Origin of the sequence: Microbacterium pratiae, assembly GCF_047302165.1 — a bacterium.
Lineage (GTDB): Bacteria > Actinomycetota > Actinomycetes > Actinomycetales > Microbacteriaceae > Microbacterium.
Genome location: NZ_CP154843.1, coordinates 850,539 through 870,986 on the forward strand (window position 1 = coordinate 850,539; position 20,448 = coordinate 870,986).

At 69.6% G+C, this 20,448-nt stretch carries 20 protein-coding genes; 9 read left to right on the forward strand and 11 right to left on the reverse strand.

What is annotated here, in order from left to right; all coding sequences use genetic code 11:
- Positions 1 to 28 precede the first annotated feature (28 nt).
- Entirely contained in the window at positions 29 to 571 is a 543-nt protein-coding gene (locus AA0Y20_RS04025) for an ECF transporter S component (RefSeq protein ID WP_412937621.1), read from the reverse strand.
- Positions 572 to 762: 191 nt separating this feature from the next.
- Between AA0Y20_RS04025 and AA0Y20_RS04030 the strand changes: the two genes are divergently transcribed.
- Positions 763 to 4,374, forward strand: coding sequence for a S8 family serine peptidase (locus AA0Y20_RS04030; RefSeq protein ID WP_412937622.1), 3,612 nt, complete (start codon positions 763 to 765; stop codon positions 4,372 to 4,374).
- Positions 4,375 to 4,447: 73 nt separating this feature from the next.
- On the opposite strand, the gene AA0Y20_RS04035 is transcribed toward AA0Y20_RS04030, so the two are convergent.
- Positions 4,448 to 5,095: an FMN-dependent NADH-azoreductase gene (locus AA0Y20_RS04035; RefSeq protein WP_412937623.1), complete on the reverse strand. Its 648-nt coding sequence runs from the start codon at positions 5,093 to 5,095 to the stop codon at positions 4,448 to 4,450.
- Between the two features lie 72 nt (positions 5,096 to 5,167).
- On the opposite strand from AA0Y20_RS04035, the gene AA0Y20_RS04040 reads away from it, so the two are divergent.
- The gene (locus AA0Y20_RS04040) at positions 5,168 to 5,497 is read left to right on the forward strand and encodes a winged helix-turn-helix transcriptional regulator (protein ID WP_114588955.1); all 330 of its coding nucleotides are present in this window, start codon (positions 5,168 to 5,170) and stop codon (positions 5,495 to 5,497) included.
- A 20-nt stretch (positions 5,498 to 5,517) separates the two neighbouring features.
- On the opposite strand, the gene AA0Y20_RS04045 is transcribed toward AA0Y20_RS04040, so the two are convergent.
- Both AA0Y20_RS04045 and AA0Y20_RS04050 read right to left on the reverse strand, forming a co-directional pair.
- Positions 5,518 to 5,955, reverse strand: coding sequence for a hypothetical protein (locus AA0Y20_RS04045; protein ID WP_412937624.1), 438 nt, complete (start codon positions 5,953 to 5,955; stop codon positions 5,518 to 5,520).
- A gap of 108 nt (positions 5,956 to 6,063) precedes the next feature.
- Positions 6,064 to 6,432 carry a nuclear transport factor 2 family protein gene (locus tag AA0Y20_RS04050; RefSeq protein ID WP_412937625.1) on the reverse strand — a complete coding sequence of 123 codons (369 nt, stop codon included), beginning with the start codon at positions 6,430 to 6,432 and terminating at the stop codon, positions 6,064 to 6,066.
- Positions 6,433 to 6,537: 105 nt separating this feature from the next.
- On the opposite strand from AA0Y20_RS04050, the gene AA0Y20_RS04055 reads away from it, so the two are divergent.
- From AA0Y20_RS04055 to AA0Y20_RS04070, 4 genes are all read left to right on the forward strand, one after another.
- Positions 6,538 to 7,527 carry an NAD-dependent epimerase/dehydratase family protein gene (locus AA0Y20_RS04055; RefSeq protein WP_412937626.1) on the forward strand — a complete coding sequence of 330 codons (990 nt, stop codon included), beginning with the start codon at positions 6,538 to 6,540 and terminating at the stop codon, positions 7,525 to 7,527.
- A 94-nt stretch (positions 7,528 to 7,621) separates the two neighbouring features.
- Entirely contained in the window at positions 7,622 to 8,245 is a 624-nt protein-coding gene (locus AA0Y20_RS04060; protein WP_412937627.1) for a GNAT family N-acetyltransferase, read from the forward strand.
- Between the two features lie 15 nt (positions 8,246 to 8,260).
- Positions 8,261 to 8,863: a hypothetical protein gene (locus tag AA0Y20_RS04065; RefSeq protein WP_412937628.1), complete on the forward strand. Its 603-nt coding sequence runs from the start codon at positions 8,261 to 8,263 to the stop codon at positions 8,861 to 8,863.
- Positions 8,864 to 8,883: 20 nt separating this feature from the next.
- Positions 8,884 to 9,378 carry an RNA polymerase sigma factor gene (locus tag AA0Y20_RS04070; protein WP_412937629.1) on the forward strand — a complete coding sequence of 165 codons (495 nt, stop codon included), beginning with the start codon at positions 8,884 to 8,886 and terminating at the stop codon, positions 9,376 to 9,378.
- Between the two features lie 60 nt (positions 9,379 to 9,438).
- Here AA0Y20_RS04070 and AA0Y20_RS04075 read toward each other — a convergent pair whose 3' ends face one another.
- Positions 9,439 to 10,452, reverse strand: a complete 1,014-nt coding sequence (locus AA0Y20_RS04075; RefSeq protein WP_412937630.1) for a pirin family protein — start codon at positions 10,450 to 10,452, stop codon at positions 9,439 to 9,441.
- Positions 10,449 to 10,790: a GNAT family N-acetyltransferase gene (locus AA0Y20_RS04080; protein ID WP_412937631.1), complete on the reverse strand. Its 342-nt coding sequence runs from the start codon at positions 10,788 to 10,790 to the stop codon at positions 10,449 to 10,451. The genes AA0Y20_RS04075 and AA0Y20_RS04080 overlap by 4 nt, the downstream gene beginning before the upstream one ends.
- Before the next feature lie 128 nt (positions 10,791 to 10,918).
- On the opposite strand from AA0Y20_RS04080, the gene AA0Y20_RS04085 reads away from it, so the two are divergent.
- The 3 genes from AA0Y20_RS04085 to AA0Y20_RS04095 are packed head-to-tail and all read left to right on the forward strand — an operon-like array spanning position 10,919 to position 14,689.
- Entirely contained in the window at positions 10,919 to 13,174 is a 2,256-nt protein-coding gene (locus AA0Y20_RS04085; RefSeq protein ID WP_412937632.1) for a carbon starvation CstA family protein, read from the forward strand.
- A gap of 3 nt (positions 13,175 to 13,177) precedes the next feature.
- Complete coding sequence (locus AA0Y20_RS04090) at positions 13,178 to 13,471, forward strand: YbdD/YjiX family protein (protein WP_412937634.1); 294 nt, start codon at positions 13,178 to 13,180, stop codon at positions 13,469 to 13,471.
- A gap of 18 nt (positions 13,472 to 13,489) precedes the next feature.
- Positions 13,490 to 14,689, forward strand: a complete 1,200-nt coding sequence (locus AA0Y20_RS04095) for a glycoside hydrolase family 3 N-terminal domain-containing protein (protein WP_412937635.1) — start codon at positions 13,490 to 13,492, stop codon at positions 14,687 to 14,689.
- Between the two features lie 40 nt (positions 14,690 to 14,729).
- On the opposite strand, the gene gtfA is transcribed toward AA0Y20_RS04095, so the two are convergent.
- From gtfA to AA0Y20_RS04120, 5 genes are read right to left on the reverse strand one after another with little or no spacing between them, the layout of a single operon-like run.
- Complete coding sequence (gene gtfA / locus AA0Y20_RS04100; protein ID WP_412937636.1) at positions 14,730 to 16,208, reverse strand: sucrose phosphorylase; 1,479 nt, start codon at positions 16,206 to 16,208, stop codon at positions 14,730 to 14,732.
- A gap of 22 nt (positions 16,209 to 16,230) precedes the next feature.
- The gene (locus AA0Y20_RS04105) at positions 16,231 to 17,196 is read right to left on the reverse strand and encodes an alpha/beta hydrolase (RefSeq protein ID WP_412937637.1); all 966 of its coding nucleotides are present in this window, start codon (positions 17,194 to 17,196) and stop codon (positions 16,231 to 16,233) included.
- Positions 17,193 to 18,017, reverse strand: coding sequence for a carbohydrate ABC transporter permease (locus AA0Y20_RS04110; RefSeq protein ID WP_064955134.1), 825 nt, complete (start codon positions 18,015 to 18,017; stop codon positions 17,193 to 17,195). The genes AA0Y20_RS04105 and AA0Y20_RS04110 overlap by 4 nt, the downstream gene beginning before the upstream one ends.
- Positions 18,014 to 18,976: a carbohydrate ABC transporter permease gene (locus tag AA0Y20_RS04115; RefSeq protein ID WP_412937638.1), complete on the reverse strand. Its 963-nt coding sequence runs from the start codon at positions 18,974 to 18,976 to the stop codon at positions 18,014 to 18,016. Before AA0Y20_RS04115 ends, AA0Y20_RS04110 begins: the two co-directional genes overlap by 4 nt.
- Positions 18,977 to 18,985: 9 nt before the next feature.
- Entirely contained in the window at positions 18,986 to 20,341 is a 1,356-nt protein-coding gene (locus AA0Y20_RS04120; RefSeq protein WP_412937639.1) for an ABC transporter substrate-binding protein, read from the reverse strand.
- Positions 20,342 to 20,448: the final 107 nt, after the last annotated feature.

A 20,448-nucleotide genomic window follows, 5' to 3' on the forward strand; every position in this document is an offset into this window, starting at 1 on the left:
CTTCGTGCCGAAAGGTGCGGTGGGTGGGTCAGCGGCGGGCGACGCCGGCACGCCGGAGGCCGACGCCGATCCATAGCCCGATCGCCGTCCAGATCACGGGGCCGAGCACGGCGAGAGCGAGATACGTCACCTGAGCCCAGAGCGGGAGGGCGCTGAGATGGGCCGCGAAGAACACCGCGAGAGCGACGACGACCCCGATGACCAGGCCCGAGACGAAGAACCGCCAGGGCGCCCACGAGCGGTAGCGGACGAGGGCGGCGACCCCTTCCTGCAGGCCGCCGAACAGCAGGGCGGTTCCGAGGAACTGGAACGTGTACGGCGGCGCGACGGCCGACGACGCGAGCGCCGCGATCAGGTGCGTGATGAGCGCGACCCACGGCAGGCGCAGGGTCTCCTGCGCGACGATCCCGGGCAGCACGTGGATGCCGAGGAGGAAGCCGTAGAGGATCGGAAGGCCCGTGATGACGGGGATGGCGAGCCATCCCTCGATGCCGCCGAGCAGACCCGTGGCGACCCCGATGGCAGCGCAGACGAGCAGAACGCGCGTGGAGAGACGGGATGCCGGGGCCACCCGCCCAGCCTATGGGACGCGCGCGGGGCGGCTCTGCCCCCGGCCGTGAGAAATACGCCGCGCCCGGCGCGATCTCCGTGACCTGAATGAAAGCCGAGGGTTCCTTGTGCCCGAACTGTGAGCTAGGTTGACTTCACCGCGCGCCGACGACGCCGTGCGGACTGCTCATCCATCCCCCCACTGGAGCGCACATGGTTCGCACCACCCTGCGAACAGTCGCGGCTGTATCCCTGGCTGCACTGTTCACGAGCTCTGCCGCAACGGCATCCTTTGCTGCAACGGGAGAGGGGGTGAACATCCCGGTTCCGATCGAGAGCGAGAGCGGGCGCTACATCGTCCTGCTCGACGAGGCACCCGTCGCGACCTATGAGGGCGGCGAGGCCGGCCTCGCGCCGACCAAGCCCGACGAGGGCGAACGACTCGACGCTCAGTCGCGTGCCGTCACCGACTACTCCGGCTTCCTCGAACAGCGTCAAGAAGAGGTCGCGAGCGAGGTCGGCGCGACGCCCGACGCGACCTACCAGACCACCCTCAACGGGTTCGCGGCTCAGCTGACCGCCGACCAGGCGGGCAAGCTCGCCGCGAAGAAGGGCGTCCTCGGCGTCTTCCCCGACGAGATCCGTCATGTCGACGCCGTCCCGTCGACCGAGTTCCTCGGTCTCGAAGGCGCCGGCGGCGTCTGGGAGAGGGTCGGCGGCATCGACGCTGCCGGCGAAGGCGTCGTCGTGGGCGTCGTCGACACGGGCATCGCGCCGGAGAACCCGGCGTTCGCCGGCGACGCGCTCGGGACCTCGGCGGGCGACCAGCCCTACCGCGACGGCGACGACGTCGTGTTCACCAAGGCAGACGGCGGCGAGTTCCGCAGCACGGTCGTCGACCAGGGTGCGGGAACGAAGGATGCCTGGGACCCGTCGCTCCTGAACACCAAGCTCATCGCAGCGCACTACTTCGGCGACGGTGCCGCGGCCAATGGGTTCTCGTTCGCCGACGACCACCTCTCGCCGCGTGACGGCGACGGACACGGTTCGCACACGGCGAGCACCGCCGCGGGCAACAACGGCGTCGAGGCGAATGTCGAGGGAATCGACTTCGGGTCGATCTCGGGCGTCGCGCCGGCGGCCAAGGTCGCCTCGTACAAGGCCTGCTACGTTGGGCCCGACCCGCTCGTCACGACCGACGACATCTGCGCCCTCAGCGACCTGCTGGCAGCGATCGACCAGGCCGTCGCCGACGGCGTGGACGTCATCAACTACTCGATCGGCGGCGGCTCGGCCACGACCGTGCTCGCGCCCGAAGACATCTCGTTCTTCAACGCGGCCGCGGCGGGCGTCTTCGTCGCGACGAGCGCCGGCAACTCCGGCCCCGACCCGGTCACGGCCGACCACGCGTCGCCGTGGTACGCGACGGTGGCGGCGTCCACCATCCCCACGTGGGAGGGCACCGTCCGCCTCGGCGAGGAGGGCGACACCTCCGCAGCCCAGTTCGCGGGAGCCTCCGTCTCGGTCGGCTTCGGTGAGACGATCTCCGGCCCCTCGGTCTTCGCGGGCGATGCCGGCCTGGCCGGTGCCGCGACGCCCGAGCTCTGCCTGCTCGGATCGCTCGATCCGGCGAAGGTCACCGGCAAGATCGTCGTCTGCGACCGCGGATCGAACGCGCGCATCGAGAAGTCGCAAGCGGTCGAGGAGGCCGGCGGCATCGGCATGATCCTGACGAACGTCACGCCCGCCTCGCTCGACAACGACTTCCACTCGGTCCCCACCGTGCACGTCGCCGACACCGCCCGTCCGGCTGTGCTCGAGTACGTGCAGGGCGGCACCGACCGCGTCGTCACGCTCATCGGCGAGAACGTCACCGGCACCGAGACTCCGGTCCCGCAGGTGGCGGGCTTCTCCAGCCGTGGACCGATGCTCGCCGACGGCAGTGACGTGATCAAGCCCGACATCACCGCTCCCGGCGTCGCGATCCTCGCGGCCACCGAGAACGGCATCGATGAGGACCCGACGTTCGGCATCCTCTCGGGCACCTCGATGTCGTCGCCCCACGTCGCGGGCCTCGCTGCGCTCTACTTCGGCGAGCACCCTCTGGCGACTCCCGCCGAGGTGAAGTCCGCGATGATGACCACCGCGTACGACACCGTGGATGCCGCCGGCGGCACCGTCACCGACCCGTTCACGCAGGGTGCCGGTCAGACCGACCCGACGAAGTACTTCGAGCCCGGACTGCTCTACCTGAATGGTCCGGCCGATTGGGCCGCCTACCTGCAGGGCCTCGGGCTGCGCGACTTCGGGGTCGACCCGATCGATCCGAGCGACCTCAACCTCCCGAGCATCGGGGTCGGGGCTCTCGGGGCGCCGCAGACGGTGACCCGCACGATCACGGCCACCGAGGCCGGGACCTACGAGGCGCAGGCATCCGTTCCCGGTGTCGACGTGCAGGTCTCCCCGTCGTCGGTCACGCTCGGGGCGGGTGATTCGGCCACGGTCGAGATCACGCTGTCGCGCGTCGACGCCCCGATGGGCGAGTGGGCCACCGGCTTCCTCACCTGGACGGGTGGCGCGAACGAGGTCCGCTCGCCGATCGCGGTGTTCCCCGTGCCGGTCGATGCTCCCGAGTCCGTGTCGGGCACCGGGACGACCGGTTCCGTCGACGTCACGGTCGCACCGTCGCTGACGGGTGAGATCGACCTCGGTCTTTCGGGGCTCGTCGCGCAGGAACTGCGCGTGAACCCGGACTTCCCCGAGGTGCCCGGACACTCCGGTGACCAGGACTCGTTCTACGACGAGGGTGCGGCGGGGTTCAACACGTACGAGATCGTCGACGTCCCGGAGGGCACGGAGTACGCGCGCTTCGCCGTCGAGACCGAGGCGACCGAGACCACCGACCTCGACATGACCGTGTACCGCGTGGTCAGCCCCGACGACCTGCGCTACTACGAGCAGTGGTCGTCGGCGACGGCATCCGCCAACGAGGCCGTCTCGCTCACCACGCCCACCGCGGGCACCTACCTGGTCGTGGTCAACCGGTACTCGTTCAGCGAGCCGTTCACCTACGACCTCACCACCGCGGTCGTCGCCGCCGGGGCATCGGGCGGCGAGTTCACCGCCAGCCCCGACCCGCTGCCGACGGTGCAGGGCGAGAAGGCGACCTACACCCTGTCGTGGGCCGGTCTCGAGCCCGAGACGTCGTACCTCGGCGTGGTCCGCTACGGCGACTCGTCCATCCGGACGATCGTCGAGGTCGAGTCGGGCCAGGGAGCCCCGGTCGCCGTCGTGGCGCCCGAGGTCACCGGCTCGGCCAAGGTCGGCGGCACGCTGAAGGCGACGGCCGGCGAGTGGGATCCCGCGGAGGTGAGCGTCGCGTACCAGTGGCTGCGCGGCGGTGAGCCCATCGAGGGTGCCACCTCGGCGTCGTACAAGGTGACGCGCGCCGACGTCGGCACCGCTCTGTCGGTGCAGGTCACGGCGACGGCGGAGGGAAACCCGCAGGCCGGCACCGCGGTGTCGAACGAGGTGTTCGTGAAGTTCACCTCGGCGACGACCGTGTCGCTCAACCGTTACGTCGGAACGGCTTCGCAGCCCTACGTCGTGTCGGTGAAGGTCACCCCGACCGGGGGCGCCCCCGCGACGGGCACGGTCGACATCTGGGTGAACTCGACTCGATACAGCGCGGATGTCGTCGACGGCACGGCCCGTGTCGAGCTGCCCCGGCAGTCGCGCGGCCTGAAGGTCATCGTCGCCACGTACAGCGGCAGTGACACGGTCGAGGGATCGCTGGGGCTCAGCGGCTTCCTCGTGCTGTGGTGATGATCGGCTGACGCGCTGCGGCGCGGATGCGCGGGGCGCTCGGACTTCGGTCCGGGCGCCCCGTCGTCATGGTTCAGGCGGTGCGAGATGCCGCGAGCGTGCGGCCGGCGGTGACGGCGTCGCGTTCGGCGTTGGCCCGCAGCTCGGCCGCCGCCTCGGTGAAGGCGTCGAGCGCCGGGTTCACGCCGACGAGCGTGAAGGGGCGGTGGACCACCGTGAGGTCGAGGCCCCACACGTCTTCGAAGACCCGCCGAAGCCAACCGGTCGAGTGGTCCCAGCCCTCCTTCGGGCTGCCGGGCTCGTAGTTGCCGCCGAGGACCGTGACCAGAGTCGCCGGCTTGCCGCGCAGCGCCGTGCCCTGCGGGTCGATGCGCGGATCGGTGTAAGCGAGGTCGAACCAGGTCTTCACGTGCTGCGATACGCCGTAGTTGTAGAGCGGCACGGTGAAGAGCAGGGCGTCGGCGGCGACGAGCTCGTCGGCCAGCTGCTCGCGCAAGGCGATCGCGTCGCGCTGACCATCGGTCTGCTGCTCGGCGGGCGTGAAGCCGGCGGTGACGGCATCCCGCCACGCGGTCGCCGGCACCGGGTCGGCGGCGATGTCACGCCGGACGACGTCGCTCGCGGGGTGGGCGGCGAGCCACTCGGCCTCGACGAGATCGCCCAGCGCGCGGCTGGCCGAGGTGGCGGGGAGGATGCTGGCATCCAGGCGGAAGAGGGTCATGCGCTTCTCCGATCAGAGGGACTATGAAAAACAAAGCGGCTTCGGGAACGCTAGCACACGTACGATGGAGGCATGACCGAGCCCCACGATGCGCGACAGTGCGACGCCGCGGTGTCGCACGCGTTCTCGGTTCTCGGCAAGCGGTGGAACGGCATGATCGTCGACGTGCTCGGACAGGGCGAGCTCTCGTTCGTCGGTCTGCGTCGGGCCGTCGCCGGTATCAGCGATGCGGTTCTCTCCGACCGACTCACCGAGCTCTCCGACGTCGGGCTGGTCGTCCGACGGGTCGAGGCGGGGCCGCCCGTCGCGGTCACCTACGCGCTGACGGATGCCGGGTCGCGCCTGGTGCCGATCCTCAGCCAGCTCGGCGAGTGGGCCGACGGCAACCTCACGCGGCGCTGAGCACGAGCGCCGCCACCGGCTCAGTCCTGATCGGCCTCCGTCGCCGGGGTCCAGGCGTAGTAGGTGCCGTCGTTCTCCGCCACCGCCCACTCGCCGCAGACGGCGACACGGTCGATCGCATAGACATCGGGGCCCGACGTGATCTCCATGGTGGGTGCCGAGAGCCGCTCGACCTCAGCGCAGTCTGCGGCGAGGCCCGTGTCGCTCGAGAAGACGATCGATTCGGCGTCAGCTCGGGTCGAGACGACGCGCGTGAGCTCGCGTGCATCGGCGGGCAGCCACGCAGGAGCCTCGCCGCGCGCCTGCACGAGTTCCTTCGCGGTGTCGTAGGTGGTCTCGGCCCGGCCGTAGGCCACATTGTCGACGGCTGCACAGCCCGACAACGTCAGCAGGATGGCTGCCATGCCGAGGGCGGCGGCGCCGGGTGGGATGTCGCGGGGGAGGCGGTGCTTCGTCATGCCAACGACGCTACGAACACCAGCCGTCTGCGTCGTCGCTCGGTTGGATGAGACGCATCCGCCTCGCGGATGATGTAGCGCCCGGACACCTGCCGCGAGGGCGTCGCCTCACTTCCACTCGCCTTCCCAGGTGTAGAGATCGTCGGTGACGGCGTACTCGCGAAGCTCGGCGATCTTGCCGTCGCGCTGAGTAGCGATCGTCGCCCCCAGAAGCGTCCGGTCCTCACCGCCCTGGTGGTACTCGAACCGCCACTCGGCCACGAGCAGATCGCCCGTCTGGGACTCGTTCGTGATCGTCCAGTCCAGGACGCGCGACCCCTCGTCGTTCCACTTCTCGCACCACTCCCGCACGCGTTCACGGCCGTAGTACACCGGTCCGAAGCTCTCGGTGATCACGACATCCTCGGTGACGGTCTCGACGATCCGCTCCGTCTCGTTCGTCTTCCAGGCCTCGATGTAATCGGTGAGAGCGCTCATCCGACCATTCAACAACCGCGCTTCGCCCGCGGGCACCCGGGCGCAGTTTGCGCCCACAGCGAAGGTGACCCCTTCGCGCCGGCCGGTGCCTGTTGACTGGCGGGCATGAGACGGACTCTGGTGCTGGGCGGAACCGGATGGCTGGGGCGCGAGATCGCGCGACAGGCGCGCGACAGCGGAGTCGAGGTGGTCTGCCTGGCGCGCGGCGAGTCGGGATCGGCGCCGGATGGTGTGCAGCTCGTGCGTGCCGACCGATCGCTCGCCGGGGCTTACGAGGGTCTCGGGGGTGAATGGGATGACGTTGTCGAGCTCGCCTCCGAGCCGCAGCTCGTCGGGTCCGCTCTGAAGGCGCTCGCCGCCCGAGCGGCGCACTGGACTCTCGTCTCGACCGTGTCGGTGTACGCGGACAACAGCACGCCGGGCGCCGACGAAACGGCGCAGCTGGTCGAACCGCAGAACCTCGCCGAGTATCCCGACGCGAAAGTGGCCGCCGAACGGGCCTCCGCGGCAGCGCTCGGTGACCGCCTGCTCATCGCCCGGCCCGGTTTGATCGCGGGTCCGGGTGATCCGAGCGACCGCCTCGGCTACTGGCCGGCTCGGCTGCACAGCGGTGGCAACGTACTCGCTCCAACGATGAGCCAGCGATTCGTGCAGTTCATCGACGTCGAGGACCTCGCGGGCTGGATCGTCAGCGCGGGTGCGGCCGGGATCACCGGCGTCGTCAACGCCGTCGGTGAGGCCCACACGATGCATGACTTCTTTCGTGCCGCGCGGTCGGTCGCCGGGTTCGACGGCGAACTCATCACGGTTGACGACGAAGAGCTCCTCGCTCTCGACGTGCACTATTGGGCCGGCCCCCGGTCTCTCCCGTCGTGGCTGCCGATCGAGGCCGTGGGCTTCGCTCAGCGAGCTGGAAGCGCCTTCATTGCCACCGGAGGTCGGTCGCGACCGCTCGCTGACACCCTGACCCGTGTGCTCACAAACGAGATCTCGCGCGGCATCGACCGGCCCCGGCGCTCCGGGCTGACGACGGACGAGGAGCAGGAGGTCCTCGCCGCCGTCCGTCGGTTGCCCCGAGGAGTGAGCACGGGGTGAAGCATCGAGGTCGGTAGCCTGCGACGAGAGGCGGATTCGTGTCAGTGCCTCGACGGGGAGTGGCCGTCGGGTACGGCGGCCAGTGAGGACGATCATGACGAGTGCCTGGGTAGACCGATGGGTCACGGGGTGGTGCAATTCGCGGCAGATGCAACGATGCCGCGACGGCGACAGCTGGCTCGTGGAGGTCGGGGCAGACGACCGTTCCCAGGAACGCATCGCGTCGACGGCGTCGCTGACAGAAATCGACCGTTTGGTCGCAGTGACGAGCGCGCCCGATGTGCGGCTGACTCTCATCGGTGAACTCGACGCGTCGATGCGTGACGCTGTCGCTGTTCTCGATCCCGCGAACACGAGCGAGTGCATGATGAGCGCGCCGATCCGGCCGGGCATCGTGCCGGCCGAGGTCGAAATCGAGCAGGACGGGCGGGTGGCTTACGCACGGATCCACATGGACGGCGAGCTGGCCGCTCACGGGCAGGTCGCCGTGGCTGCGGGCGACGCGGTGTTCGATCGCATCAGGACGATGTCGGCATTCCAACGCCGAGGGCTCGGGCGCCTGATCATGACCGGCCTCGCCGCTTGGGCCGCCGAGCAGCGTGCGACGACGGGAATCCTCGTGGCGAGCGCCGACGGCCGCAAGCTCTACGAGAGCCTCGGATGGTCTCAGGTCGCGCCTATCGCGATGTTCCGCGGACGGGGTGATGAGCGAGGCTGACCACGCGGGTCTTTCATGACTTCTCGCTCCAGTGCAACGTTCGACCGAGGTCCGGCCATGTACGTGGTGAGCACCGAGGAGGACTTCATGGACACATCGATTGATGACCTGTTGCGGGCAAGTGCCCCGCGCCGCGTATCAACGGACGGGATGGTCGCAGCGGAAGTAGATCGCGTCGGGATCGCAGCGCGCGTTCATGCGGCGCGCCGGCGGCGTGTGCGCCGGCTGTCGTGGGTCGCTGTGCCGGTGCTCGCCTTGCCGGGAATCGCGCTCGCGTCTACAGCCGGCACCGACCCGCGAATGATCCCAGACTTCGAGATCCCCGTCTCATACGTTACCGACACCGGTCGTGAGATCTCTTGCTCGATCGAGCTCTTCAACGGCGAACTCGACCACGTCGAGACCAACGCGAACGCCGTCGAGCACATCGCGTCTCAGAACTGGGAGGGTGTGGGACAGCGGATCTACGAGGAGGCCCTCAAGCGCGACGCGGCCGGTGACTTCGCGCCGTTCTTCGGGGCGGCGCAGGATGTGATCTTCGCCGGGGCCGACGTTCACATCCTGCCCGGCGACGGTGGTGTCGGCACCGACACCGACTGCACGGGACAGCTGCATTGACGGGGGCACCTGAGCCCGCCGTGACCAACGACGAGCGCGTCGCCCGGCTCGTGAAGGATCACGCCGGTGCACTCCTGGACTACTTCGTCCGGCGTGTGCCCGATCGCGAAGATGCCGCAGACCTCCTGGGTGAAACCCTCGTCGTCGTGTGGCGCAAGGCGCGGTCGGTTCCTTCCGATGCCGTCGAGGCGCGGATGTGGATGTTCGGTATCGCTCGCCGCGTTCTTTCCCAAGGCTGGCGGTCGCATGCACGTCGGCATGCGCTCACGAACAAGCTCGCACGACACCTCGCAGAGTTGGCGCCGGTCGAGGAGCAGGATCATGCCGCCGATGTGCGCGCCGCGGTCACCAAGCTCCAGGTGGTCGATCAGGAGATCATCCGCCTCGTCTACTGGGATGGATTCACGCTGGTGGAGGCCGCGCGGCACCTGGGAATGAACGCCGCCACGGTGCGCAGCCGACACGCGAGGGCGAGGTCGATCCTGCAGACGCTCCTGCACACCGAACGCGTCTGACGGGCCGCGTCGGGTCGGGGGCGTGGCTCGAACCGGGCCACGCCTCCATCAGCGGATGGGTCAAAGCCGCCGGCGGCGGGGCGTCAGCCGCACGTGCGGGAGCGGCGGCGCGGGGATGCGCTCGTCGCCGTGGCCGGCGACGTGACCGAATCGATCGGATGCCGCTTCCCACTCCTCGCGCGCGACCTCGATCTCGTCGTGGCTGCGGCCGACGAAGTTCCACCACATGACGATCTCATCGCCGAACGGCTCGCCGCCCAGGAGGAACACCGTCGCCTCCTCCTCGCCGGCGGTCAGGCGGATGCCACGACGACCGTCACCGAGGTAGAGCAGGGCGCCGGGTGCGACGGCATCCTGCGCCCCAGCATCCGCGTCGGCCTCGGCCTCGGCCGCGGCATCCGTGCCGTCGACCCGGACCGACCCGAAGACCGGCACGACGGCGTACTCCCACGCGGTCTCGAGGGGTAGGTCGACGACCGCCCCGGCGGGCAGCCGCAGCTCGGCGCCGACGATCGGCGTGTGCATCGTCGCGGGCGAGACGCTTCCGGCGAGTTCGCCGACGACGACGGTCGCCGTGGCCCCGCCACCGAGGTCGAGCTCGGGCAGGTCGACGTGACGCTCGAAGTCGGGGGCGCCGTGGCGGCGCTCCTCGGGGAGGGCCACCCACAGCTGCAGGGCGTCGAGCGGGATCGGCTCATCGCCGACCGAATACTCGGAGTGGGCGATGCCGGCACCGCTGGTCATGATGTTCAGCGCACCGCGCTCGATGACGACATCGCTGCCGAGCGTGTCGCGGTGGTGCACCTCGCCGGCGAGCGGCCAGGTGACGGTCTGCAGTCCGATGTGCGGATGCGGCTCGACGCGCATCCGCGTGCGCTGCGGGCCGAACCGGTCGAGGAAGCACCACGCGCCGACGAGCGGCAGATCGCGCTGTGGCAGGAAGCGGTGCACCGACATCGCGCGCACGCCGCCGAGCGGAACCTCGCGCCCCTCGAGCAGCACCCGTCGCCGGCCGGGGGAGCCTTCCCCCGGGTCTTCGTCGACGGGCGCCGTCTCGGCGTCGAAGCGGGTCACGCCGACGGTTCCGCCGGGGCAGCGGCGTCGGCGGCATCCTCGTCGCGCCAGTCGACCTGCAGGCCGGGAACCTCGTTCTCGCGCAGGAACTTCACGATGAACGGGCACTCGGGAACGACGGTCTCGCCGCGGCGCGCGACGTCGGCGAGGGCATCGGCGGCCAGCGCCTTGCCGAGACCGCGTCCCCCGAAGGCCTTGTCGACCTCGGTGTGATCGAACACCAGGCGTCCCTCGTCGTCGCGCCGGAAGGCGGCGAAGCCCGCGACCACGTCGCCGACGTGGAGGTCGTAGCGGTCGTGCTCGTCGTTGCGGATCACGGTGGGGGTCTCGTCGGTCATGGTGATCTCCTCTCGATCCCCTCCACGGTAAGGCCGGTCGAGACCATTACGACCAAATACCGGTCGTGCCGCGGAGCGTCCGCCTAAGCTGGGAAAACGCAATGAAGCGCCTTCCCCCAGGAGAACCGATGCCTCGATCCTCGTCCGACATCGTCACCGATCCGAAACTGCCGCCGGTCGCCGTCTCCGACGAGCAGCACCGTGCCGCCGCCCGCTGGACGCCGCTGAAGGTAATCATCTGGATCGCGATCGCCCTGCTCGGCGGGCTCGCGTGGGTCATGCTCGCCGTGGTTCGCGGCGAGACGGTCAATGCGATCTGGTTCGTCTTCGCCGCCGTCTGCACGTACCTGATCGGCTACCGGTTCTACTCGAAGGTCATCGAGCGCTACCTGCTGCGACCCGACGACCGACGGGCCACGCCCGCCGAGGTCAAGCAGGACGGCAAGGACTACGTCCCCACCGACCGCCGTGTGCTCTACGGTCACCACTTCGCCGCGATCGCCGGCGCCGGTCCGCTCGTCGGTCCCGTGCTCGCGGCGCAGATGGGCTTCCTGCCGGGCACGATCTGGATCATCGTCGGCGTCGTCGTCGCAGGCGCCGTGCAGGACTACACCGTGCTCTTCTTCTCGATGCGCCGCGGTGGACGGACGATCGGCCAGATGGCCCGCCAAGAGCTGGGGCGCATCGGCGGGACCGCCGCCATCGTGGCATCCCTGCTCATCATGCTCATCATCGTCGCGATCCTCGCGCTCGTCGTCGTCAACGCGCTCGGCGAGAGCCCATGGGGCGTCTTCTCGGTCTCGATGACGATCCCCATCGCCCTCTTCATGGGCGTCTACCTGCGCTACCTCCGGCCCGGCAAGGTCACCGAGGTGTCGATCATCGGATTCGTGCTGCTGATGGGTGCGATCATCGCCGGCGGCTGGGTGGCCGACACGGCCTGGGGCCAGGAGATCTTCCACCTCGACCGCACCGTCATCGCGTGGGGCATCATCGTGTACGGCTTCATCGCGGCGGTGCTGCCGGTGTGGCTGCTGCTCGCTCCCCGCGACTACCTCTCGACGTTCATGAAGATCGGCGTCATCGTCATGCTCGCCGGCGCGATCGTGCTCGTCCGCCCCGAGATCTCGGTGCCCGCGGTCACGATCTTCGGTGAGAACGGACTCGGTCCGGTGTTCGCCGGTCCCCTCTTCCCGTTCCTGTTCGTCACGATCGCCTGCGGCGCGCTGTCGGGCTTCCACGCGCTCATCGCCTCGGGGACGACACCGAAGCTCGTCGAGAAGGAGCGCCAGACGCGCTTCATCGGATACGGCGGCATGCTCATGGAGTCGTTCGTCGCGATCATGGCTCTCGTCGCCGCGATCTCGATCGACCAGGGCATCTACTTCGCCATGAACGCTCCGTCGGCCGCGACCGGCGGCACCGTCGAGGGAGCGGTCGCGTTCGTCAACTCGCTCGGCCTCGCCGGGGTGGAGATCACGCCCGACCTTCTCATCTCCACCGCCGCCGACGTCGGCGAGGAATCGATCGTCTCGCGCACCGGCGGGGCGCCGACCCTCGCCCTCGGGCTCGCGCACATCATGCAGCAGGTCCTCGGCGGCCAGGCGATGATGTCGTTCTGGTACCACTTCGCGATCATGTTCGAGGCGCTGTTCATCCTGACGGCGGTGGATGCCGGAACCCGCGTCGCCCGCTTCATGCTGCAGGACTCGATCGGCGCCTGGATCCCGAAGTTCCGCGACGTGTCGTGGCGCCCGGGTGTCTGGATCACGACCGCGATCATGGTCGCCGGCTGGGGTGCCATCCTGATCCTCGGCGTCACCGACCCGCTCGGCGGCATCAACACGTTCTTCCCGCTGTTCGGCATCGCCAACCAGCTGCTGGCCGCGATCGCGCTCGCCGTCGTGCTCGCGATCGTCGCCAAGCGCGGCCGGTCGTACGTGAAGTGGATCTGGATCATCGCGGTGCCGCTCGCCTTCACGGCCGTCGTGACGATCACCGCCTCGGCGTACAAGATCTTCTCGCCGGTGCCCGCGATCGGCTACTGGGCGAACCACTTCCGCTACCGCGACGCGCTCGCCTCGGGCGACGAGAGCCTCGGCCCGGTCGCGACCGTCGAAGCGGTCATCCGCAACACGGGGGTGCAGGGCACGCTGTCGATCATCTTCGTCGTCCTCGCGATCATCGTCATCGTCTCGGCCGTCGTCGTCGCCGTCCGGGCGATCGTGCGGGGCGGGGGAGACGAGACCGAGGACCCCGCGGTGCCTTCTCGCCGCTTCGCGCCCGCCGGCTTCATCCCCACGTCCCCCGAGCGCGAGCTCGAGAAGGAGTGGGAGCCGCTGCTCGCCGAGGAGCGGGCCGAGACCGCCCGCCGGGGGCACTGACCGATGGTGCTCGCGCACAACTCCTCAGAATCGGCGCCCCTCGGCGCGGGAACCGCGGTTTCCGCGCCGCAGCGCACCGGATCGAAGGAGTTGTGCGCGCGCACCGGTCGGGCCGTCCTCCGTGCCGCCCGCGCGGTGCACTGGTACGTCACATCGCTCATGGGTGACAACGCGTACGCGACGTACCTCGCCCACCAGCGCCGGACGCACCCGGACACCCCGCCCCTCACCGAGCGGCAGTTCTGGCGCCAGCGCATGGACGACCAGGACCGCAACCCGGGTGCGCGCTGCTGCTGACCGGGTGACCATGGAGAAGTGACCCGCACTTCCTCCTCCTCGCGCGCCGCCCGTTCCGCGTTCGCCGCCGGACTGGCCGGGGTGCTGGCGCTCGCCGTCGGCTGCGCCCCCGAGCCCGGACCGGCCGACCCGTCGACCTTCGCCGAGAGCCCGACCGCGACGGTTCCGGCGACCCCGACCCCCACAGGCTCACCCGACCCGGCCGCGGCTCTCGGGCTCGACGGCTGTGTCGGCCAGGTGCTCATGGTCGGGACGCCGGTCGACACGGTCTCGCCGGATGCCGCAGCCGCGATCCGTGACCGCGGCGTGGGCGGGCTGTTCCTCCATGGCCGCTCGAGCTCGGGCGTCGAGGCCACGGCGGCCCTCGTCGCGCAGTTCCGCGACCTCGCGCCCCAAGGGTCGCCGAAGCTTTGGGTCGCGACCGACCAGGAGGGCGGCGAGGTTCAGGTGCTGAGCGGCCCCGGGTTCGACGAGATTCCCTACGCCATCCGGCAGGCCGACCTCGGCCCCGATGCGCTCCGCTCAGCCGCGACCGCCTGGGGCGCGCAGCTGGCCGCCGCGGGCATCGACGTCAATCTCGCCCCCGTCGCCGACATCGTCACGAGCGCCGAGACCCGCTTGGACAATCCGCCCATCGGGGCGCTCGGCCGGCAGTACGGCTACGACGAGCAGACGGTGGCCGCGGGCGCCGAAGCGTTCGCCGACGGGATGCGCGCGTCCGGCGTCGTGCCGACGTTCAAGCACTTCCCGGGGCTCGGTCGAGTCGACGCGAACACCGACTACACCGCCGAGGTCCTCGACACAGTGGTGTCCGCGGACTCGCCGGACGTCGACGTGTACCGCGAGCTGACGGCATCCGGTGCCTCGCTCGTCATGGTCGGCACCGCGCGATATCAGAACATCGATCCCGACCACCCGGCCGCATTCTCGTCCGCGGTGCTCGATCTGCTGCGCGACCGTGTCGGTTTCGACGGCGTCGTCATCACCGACGACCTCTCGGCGGCGGCCGCAGCAGAGATCGTCGCCCCGGGTGATCGGGCCGTCGAAGCGCTGTCGGCCGGGGTGGACATCGTGCTGGCGTCGGCCGACCCGACGGTGCTTCCCGCGATGTACGACGCGGTGCTCGCTCAGGCGCAGTCCGACCCGGCGTTTGCCGAGCGCATCGACGAGGCATGCGGCCGGGTGCTGTCGGCGAAGGATGCCGGCACGGCCGGCTGATGCTGCGGGTGGGGCGGTGGCCCGCCCCACCCGCCTCGGCTCAGTTCCCGACGAGGAGCGTGTGGGACCAGGTGCTCGTCGCCGAGCCGTCGGTCGCCGTCAGCTGGAACGACGCGTCGTCGAGGTCGAAGCCGAGCGTGACCGACGCGTCGGCGGCATCCCACCGCAGCTCACCGTGCGTGTCTCGCAGGTCGTGCGTGAACGTTCCGGTGAAGGCGGGGTGGGTGGCGCGCAGCCGGAGCGCGTCGAGTTGCAGCCCGACGACCGGTCGCGCGAGCGCGGCGTCGATCTCGTCGGGTGTGTAGTGATGCCGGTTGACGTCGCGGCCGACGCCGGTGGCCTTCAGCAGCTCCATGTCGTTCTCGCCGGCGAGGAGCCCGACGTAGTACACCTGCGGGATGCCCGGGGCCATGAGCTGCAGTAGCCGGGCGAGCGCGTACCGCCGGTCGTCGCGTCCGAGGGCGTCGTAGAACGTGCAGTTGACCTGGTACAGATCGAGGTTGGATGCTGCCGCCCCGGTGGCCTGCCGGCTGGTGCCGCCGCTGGCGTCGTGGATCGCCTCGACGAGCGCGTCGATCTGCCCGGGTTCGAGCAGTCCCGGCTCGCCGGGGGCGAGGTCGCTGACGCCGACGTCGATGATCCCGATGCCGTCGTGGGTGTCGAGGACCGTGATGGAGTTGGCGGGCCGGATCTCGAGCCAGCGCTCGAGCGGCCGTGAGTCGTGCGCGTGCAGCGCGTGCAGCACGAGGGGCGGCAGGGCGAAGTCGTAGACGTAGTCCACCGTCTGCGCGATGGCGATCTGCTGCGTGTGGTGGCCGTGGATCTCGAGAAGTACCCGGGCGCCCCGGTCGTGGGCGAGCTCGAGGATGCGCTGCGTGTAGCGCTCGGTCGCCTCCGTCATGAAGCAGCTCGTGCCGGCCTCCTTGCCCGTGTAGCCGACGGCATCGAGCCGCAGCATCGACGTGCCGCCCGCGATGAGGGCGTCGATGACCTCGGTCAGGTAGTCCCAGGCGGCGTCGGTGCGGAGGTCGATGTCGATCTGCTCGGACGTGAACGTGGTCCACACGAGCCGCAGCCGATCGCCGAGCACCATCGCGGTGAACGGGAGACCCGGGCGGGGGCGGTAGATGCGGGTGAGGTCGGCCTCGGTGACGCCGTCCGGGAAGACGGAGCCCAGCGTGAGGAACATCGGCGCGAACGGCGAGGCGTCGCCGCGGCGGCGAACGTCGGCGAACGCGGCGGAGTCGGCGGAGACGTGGTTGACGATCAGGTCGCTCATGACCGTGTGCGTCTCGCTCAGCGCGCGGACGTCGTCCCATGTGCCCAATCGGGGATCGATCGCGGCGTGGTCGACCGGGTCGAAGCCGGCGTCCGCCCCGTCGAACGGGGTGAAGTAGGGCAGCAGGTGCACGCCGCCGAAGGCACCGGAGAGTCGGGTCGCGAGCAGGTCGCGGATGCCGGTCACGGTGCCGCCGAGACGGTCGACGTAGGTGATGAGCTGGGGGGAATCAGGGTTCATGGGTCGGGAGTTCTTCCGGGGGTCAGATGCGGTGGAGGAGGCGGCGCAGCCAGTCTTCACGGGCGCGCCGCGCATCGCGAGCGAGAACGGTCCACGGTGCGAGGAAGTCGAAGGCGTGCGCCCCGCCGGGCCAGACGTGCAGTTCGGCGTCGCCGCCGTCGGCCCACATCCGCCGGGCGAAAGCCACGCACTCGTCGCGGAACGTCTCCGCCGAGCCGACGTCGATGAAGGTAGGAGGAAGTCCCGCGAGCGAGTCGGCCGCAGCGGGTGACGCATACGCCGGCACCTCGCCGTCGACACCGGCGAGGTAGGCGGCCCACGCGGTCGCGTTGGCGTCGCGGTCCCACGAACCGTGACCCGCCATCTGCCGCGCCGACTCCGAGTCCGACCGGTGGTCGAGCATCGGGCAGAGCAGCACGAGCCCCGCGATGCGCGGACCGCCCCGATCGCGGGCGAACAGGGCCGCGGCCGCGGCGAGGCCGCCCCCGGCACTGACTCCCGCGACGATGACCCGGTCGCCGTCGAGGGCGTCGGGCGCATCGGGGCCGGCCAGCCAGCGGAGGGCGGCCGAGGCATCTTCCAGAGCTGCGGGATACGGATGCTCGGGAGCGAGCCGGTACTCGACCGAGACGACCGCGCACCCGGTGCGCTCGGCGAGCTCGGCCGTCGCGGGCATGTCCGAGTCGGCGGTGCCCGCGATCAGCCCGCCGCCGTGCAGGTGCAGGATGACCGGGACCGGTCGGCGCACCATGACGGGCGTGTAGACGACGACGCCGACGGGCGGGTCGTCCTCACGCCACCCGGGGATGAGCAGCTCGTCGCGCTCGAAGGCGCCGTGCGCGGTGAGTTCGGCGAGCGGAGCCGCGATGCCGGATTCGCGCACACGCGGAATCTCGTCGCTCGTCATCGACACGACGACGAGGTCGTCGAACTCGACGAGAGCGCGGGCGACGGCGGCGTCGAAGGGAGGGCGTGCGACATCCGTCATCCCTTCACCGCCCCCTGCAGCAGAGCCGCGACGAACTGACGCTGGAAGATCAGGAACACCAGGAGCGTCGGCAGCAGGATGAGGATCGACCCCGCGCACAGCAGCGGGATGTCGGTGCCCCACTGTCCCTGGAACGCGCCGAGCGCGCCGGCCATCGTCCGCTTGGTGGGATCGTCGACGAGGACGATCGCCAGCAGGAACTGGTTCCACGTCCACAGGAACAGCAGGATCGCCAGCGACGAGATCGCCGGGCCCGACAGGGGCACGTGGATGCGCCAGAACAGCTGCCATGTCGTCGCCCCGTCGATGCGCGCGGCCTCGGTCAGCTCGTGCGGCATGTTCACGAAGTGAGCCCGCATCCACATCACGGCGAACGGCATGAACAGACCGATCAGCGGCAGGACGATCGCCAGCTGTGTGTTGAGGAGGCCGTATCCCTTCATCTGGTAGTAGATCGGCACGATGATGCCCTCGAAGGGCAGCGTCAGGCCGAGCACGAACAGCACAAAGATCGCACGGGCGAACGGCACGCGCAGGTGCCCGAGGGCGAAACCGGCGAGCGTCGCGATGACGAGCGAGATCGGCACGACGCCGAGCTCGATGAGAGCGCTCGATCCGAGCATCTTGAGCATGTCGGCCGACTGGAACGCGAGCGCGAAGTTGTCCCAGTGCGGGGTCTCGGGCCACGACAGGCCCTTCGGGTACGTGCCGGGCTCGTGGAGTGCGGTGACGAAGAGCGTGATGAACGGGATGATCGTGAACGCCATCACCACGATCAGGACGATGCGGCCCGTCCAGGCCTCGACGGCGGAGGTTCTCATGCGTCTTTCTCGCTTCCGCGCGTGATGCGGTTCAGGGGCAGGACGATCACCAGGACGAGCACCGTCAGCACGACGGCGAGCGCGGAGGCCTGGCCGACCTCGCGCTGGAAGAACGCGAGGTAGTAGATCTCGAGACCCGGCACGGTGGTCGAGCCGCCGGGGCCGCCCTGCGTGGAGATGTAGATGATGTCGAAGCTGCGGAGAGCGTTGATCACCGTGATGAGGATCGCGACGCCGAGCTCCTGGCGCACCGCGGGTAGTGTCACCGTGAAGAATTCGCAAATCGGGCCGGCGCCGTCGATGCGGACGGCCTCGTAGAGCGCCGGGTCGATCTTGGTCATGCCCGAGAGCATGAGCAGCATGCAGAGGCCGAGCGAGACCCAGGCTCCGATGACGCCCACGGCGGGGAGGGCGGTGTCGAAGTCGCCGAGCCACGCGCGCGTGACGCCGCCGAGTCCCACCAGGCGCAGCGCCTGGTTGACCAGACCGTCGGCGGCGAGCAGCCACGTCCACATGATGCCCGCGGCGACCAGGGGGATCACCTGCGGGAGGAACAGCACGGTGCGCGAGACCCCGGCGAGACGGCTGCCGCCGAGCTTGCGGATCAGCGCAGCCGAGACGAGCCCGAGGATCACCGGCACGATGGAGAAGTACAGGATGAGCTTCAGCGCGTTGAGGATCGGGACGAGCAGCGCCGAGTCGGTGAAGATTCGGATGTAGTTGTCGAAGCCCGCCCACGTCGCCGTGGTGATGCCGTCCCAGTCGTAGAACGAGTACTGCACGGTCGAGCTGAGCGGGATGAGCACGAACATCGCGTAGGCGATGAGTGCGGGAGCGATCAGGGCGAGACCGATCGACCTCTCGCGCAGGCGCCGCGGGGAGACGCGGCGCCTGCGCGGCCGAGAGGCCGATGAGTCCCGGGATGCCCGGCGGTCGCCGAGCTGTCCGGTGACGGTCATCGGAGCGGCCTACTCCTTCTTCTGGCTGAGGTAGTCGGACTGCACCTTGGTCAGCAGGCCGTCGGCGGTCTGCTTGCCCGCGAACAGCTCCTGGAGGTTCGGGGTCAGCGTCTTGGCGTAGATCGACCCGGTCGCGTTGGCGATGAAGTCCATCGAGCCGTTGTTGGCCGAGAGTTCGGCGCCCGCGGCGAGGGTCTCAGCGGTCACGCTGCCCTCGGCGATCTCGGGCATGAACGCGTCGGCCGGACCCATGGGGTGAGACCCGCCGGATTCGACGGCGATGGTGCGCGCCGTCTCGTCGGTGGCGACCCAGTTGAAGAAGAACGCCGCGCAGTCGGGCTCGTCGGCGTAGGCCGAGACGCCGTACGTCGTCGGAGCGGACATCGCGCCGACCTGGCCGCCGGTCTCGACCGGGGGCATCAGGAAGAAGCCGACGTTGTCGGGCATCTGCGCGTCGAGGTTGCCCGACTCCCAGTCGCCGTTGAAGATGAAGACGCTCTCGCCGCCGATGAAGCGGCTCATCATCTGCGAGTAGTCCATCGAGTTGATGTCGGGAGCGAAGTAGCCGGCGTCGATCCAGCCCTTCAGGTGCTCGGCCGCCTCGAGGTTCTCGGGGGTGTCGATCGAGGCGTCGTCCTTGAGGAAGATCCAGTCGTTGATCTTGCTGGGCTCGCCGTACGAGGCCATGAGGGCCTGCAGCGGGAAGGCCAGGCCGCCGGTCGCGCCGCCGTTGAACTGTGCGACGGGCGTGAGCCCGGCATCCTTCGCGGCCTGCAGGTAGCCGTCGAGCTCGGCGAGGGTCGCGGGCGGCTCGGTCATGCCCGCCTGCGCGGCCAGGGTCTTGTTGTAGAACACGCCGGTGACGGAGTAGTTGATGCCCATGCCGTACAGCGGGCCATCGCCGCGCTGCCCGTTCTCGTCGACCCGCAGCTGCTCGAGCTGCGACGACGGCCACTGGTCCCAGCCGTAGGCCTCGGCGTAGGGATCGAGGTCGTAGAGGAGGTCGCTGTCGACCAGGTCGACGATCGTGGGGAGGCGCATGATGTCCGGCGGCGAGTCGACCAGCACGCGGGGCGCGTTCTGGGTGATCACGGCGAACTGGTCTTCGCGCAGGTTCACGGTGACGTTCGGGAACTGCTTCTCGAACTCGGTGGCGAGGTCGCTGAAGACCGGGAAGCCCGTCTCGACGTAGGCGTCGAGGGTGACGTCGTCCGTTCCGCAGGTCGTCTCGATCGGACCGCCGGATGCCGCGCCGCCGCCGGCGGGGGCGGCGCTTGGCGGAGCGCACGCCGAAAGGGTGACCGCGACGGCGAAGCCGGTCGCCGCGGTGGTGAGAACACGTCGTCGCATTCGTGTCGACATCATCGTCTACCTTCTGTGGGTGGTGGAGGAGTAGGTGCTGCTAACACGAAATAGCACCTGGGCTAAAACGTACTAGCTTGTCGCGCTTCTTCGCAATCGCGGCATACTGA

Excerpts from the sequence above, each read along its gene's own strand:
- AA0Y20_RS04090 (WP_412937634.1), top strand. The coding sequence starts at position 13,178 with ATGGTGCTCGCGCACAACTCCTCAGAATCGGCGCCCCTCGGCGCGGGA.
- AA0Y20_RS04105 (WP_412937637.1), bottom strand. The coding sequence starts at position 17,196 with ATGACGGATGTCGCACGCCCTCCCTTCGACGCCGCCGTCGCCCGCGCT.
- AA0Y20_RS04115 (WP_412937638.1), bottom strand. The coding sequence starts at position 18,976 with ATGACCGTCACCGGACAGCTCGGCGACCGCCGGGCATCCCGGGACTCA.
- AA0Y20_RS04060 (WP_412937627.1), top strand. The coding sequence starts at position 7,622 with ATGACGAGTGCCTGGGTAGACCGATGGGTCACGGGGTGGTGCAATTCG.
- AA0Y20_RS04110 (WP_064955134.1), bottom strand. The coding sequence starts at position 18,017 with ATGAGAACCTCCGCCGTCGAGGCCTGGACGGGCCGCATCGTCCTGATC.
- AA0Y20_RS04040 (WP_114588955.1), top strand. The coding sequence starts at position 5,168 with ATGACCGAGCCCCACGATGCGCGACAGTGCGACGCCGCGGTGTCGCAC.
- AA0Y20_RS04030 (WP_412937622.1), top strand. The coding sequence starts at position 763 with ATGGTTCGCACCACCCTGCGAACAGTCGCGGCTGTATCCCTGGCTGCA.
- gtfA (WP_412937636.1), bottom strand. The coding sequence starts at position 16,208 with ATGAACCCTGATTCCCCCCAGCTCATCACCTACGTCGACCGTCTCGGC.
- AA0Y20_RS04035 (WP_412937623.1), bottom strand. The coding sequence starts at position 5,095 with ATGACCCTCTTCCGCCTGGATGCCAGCATCCTCCCCGCCACCTCGGCC.
- AA0Y20_RS04085 (WP_412937632.1), top strand. The coding sequence starts at position 10,919 with ATGCCTCGATCCTCGTCCGACATCGTCACCGATCCGAAACTGCCGCCG.
- AA0Y20_RS04045 (WP_412937624.1), bottom strand. The coding sequence starts at position 5,955 with ATGACGAAGCACCGCCTCCCCCGCGACATCCCACCCGGCGCCGCCGCC.
- AA0Y20_RS04050 (WP_412937625.1), bottom strand. The coding sequence starts at position 6,432 with ATGAGCGCTCTCACCGATTACATCGAGGCCTGGAAGACGAACGAGACG.
- AA0Y20_RS04120 (WP_412937639.1), bottom strand. The coding sequence starts at position 20,341 with ATGATGTCGACACGAATGCGACGACGTGTTCTCACCACCGCGGCGACC.
- AA0Y20_RS04065 (WP_412937628.1), top strand. The coding sequence starts at position 8,261 with ATGACTTCTCGCTCCAGTGCAACGTTCGACCGAGGTCCGGCCATGTAC.
- AA0Y20_RS04080 (WP_412937631.1), bottom strand. The coding sequence starts at position 10,790 with ATGACCGACGAGACCCCCACCGTGATCCGCAACGACGAGCACGACCGC.
- AA0Y20_RS04055 (WP_412937626.1), top strand. The coding sequence starts at position 6,538 with ATGAGACGGACTCTGGTGCTGGGCGGAACCGGATGGCTGGGGCGCGAG.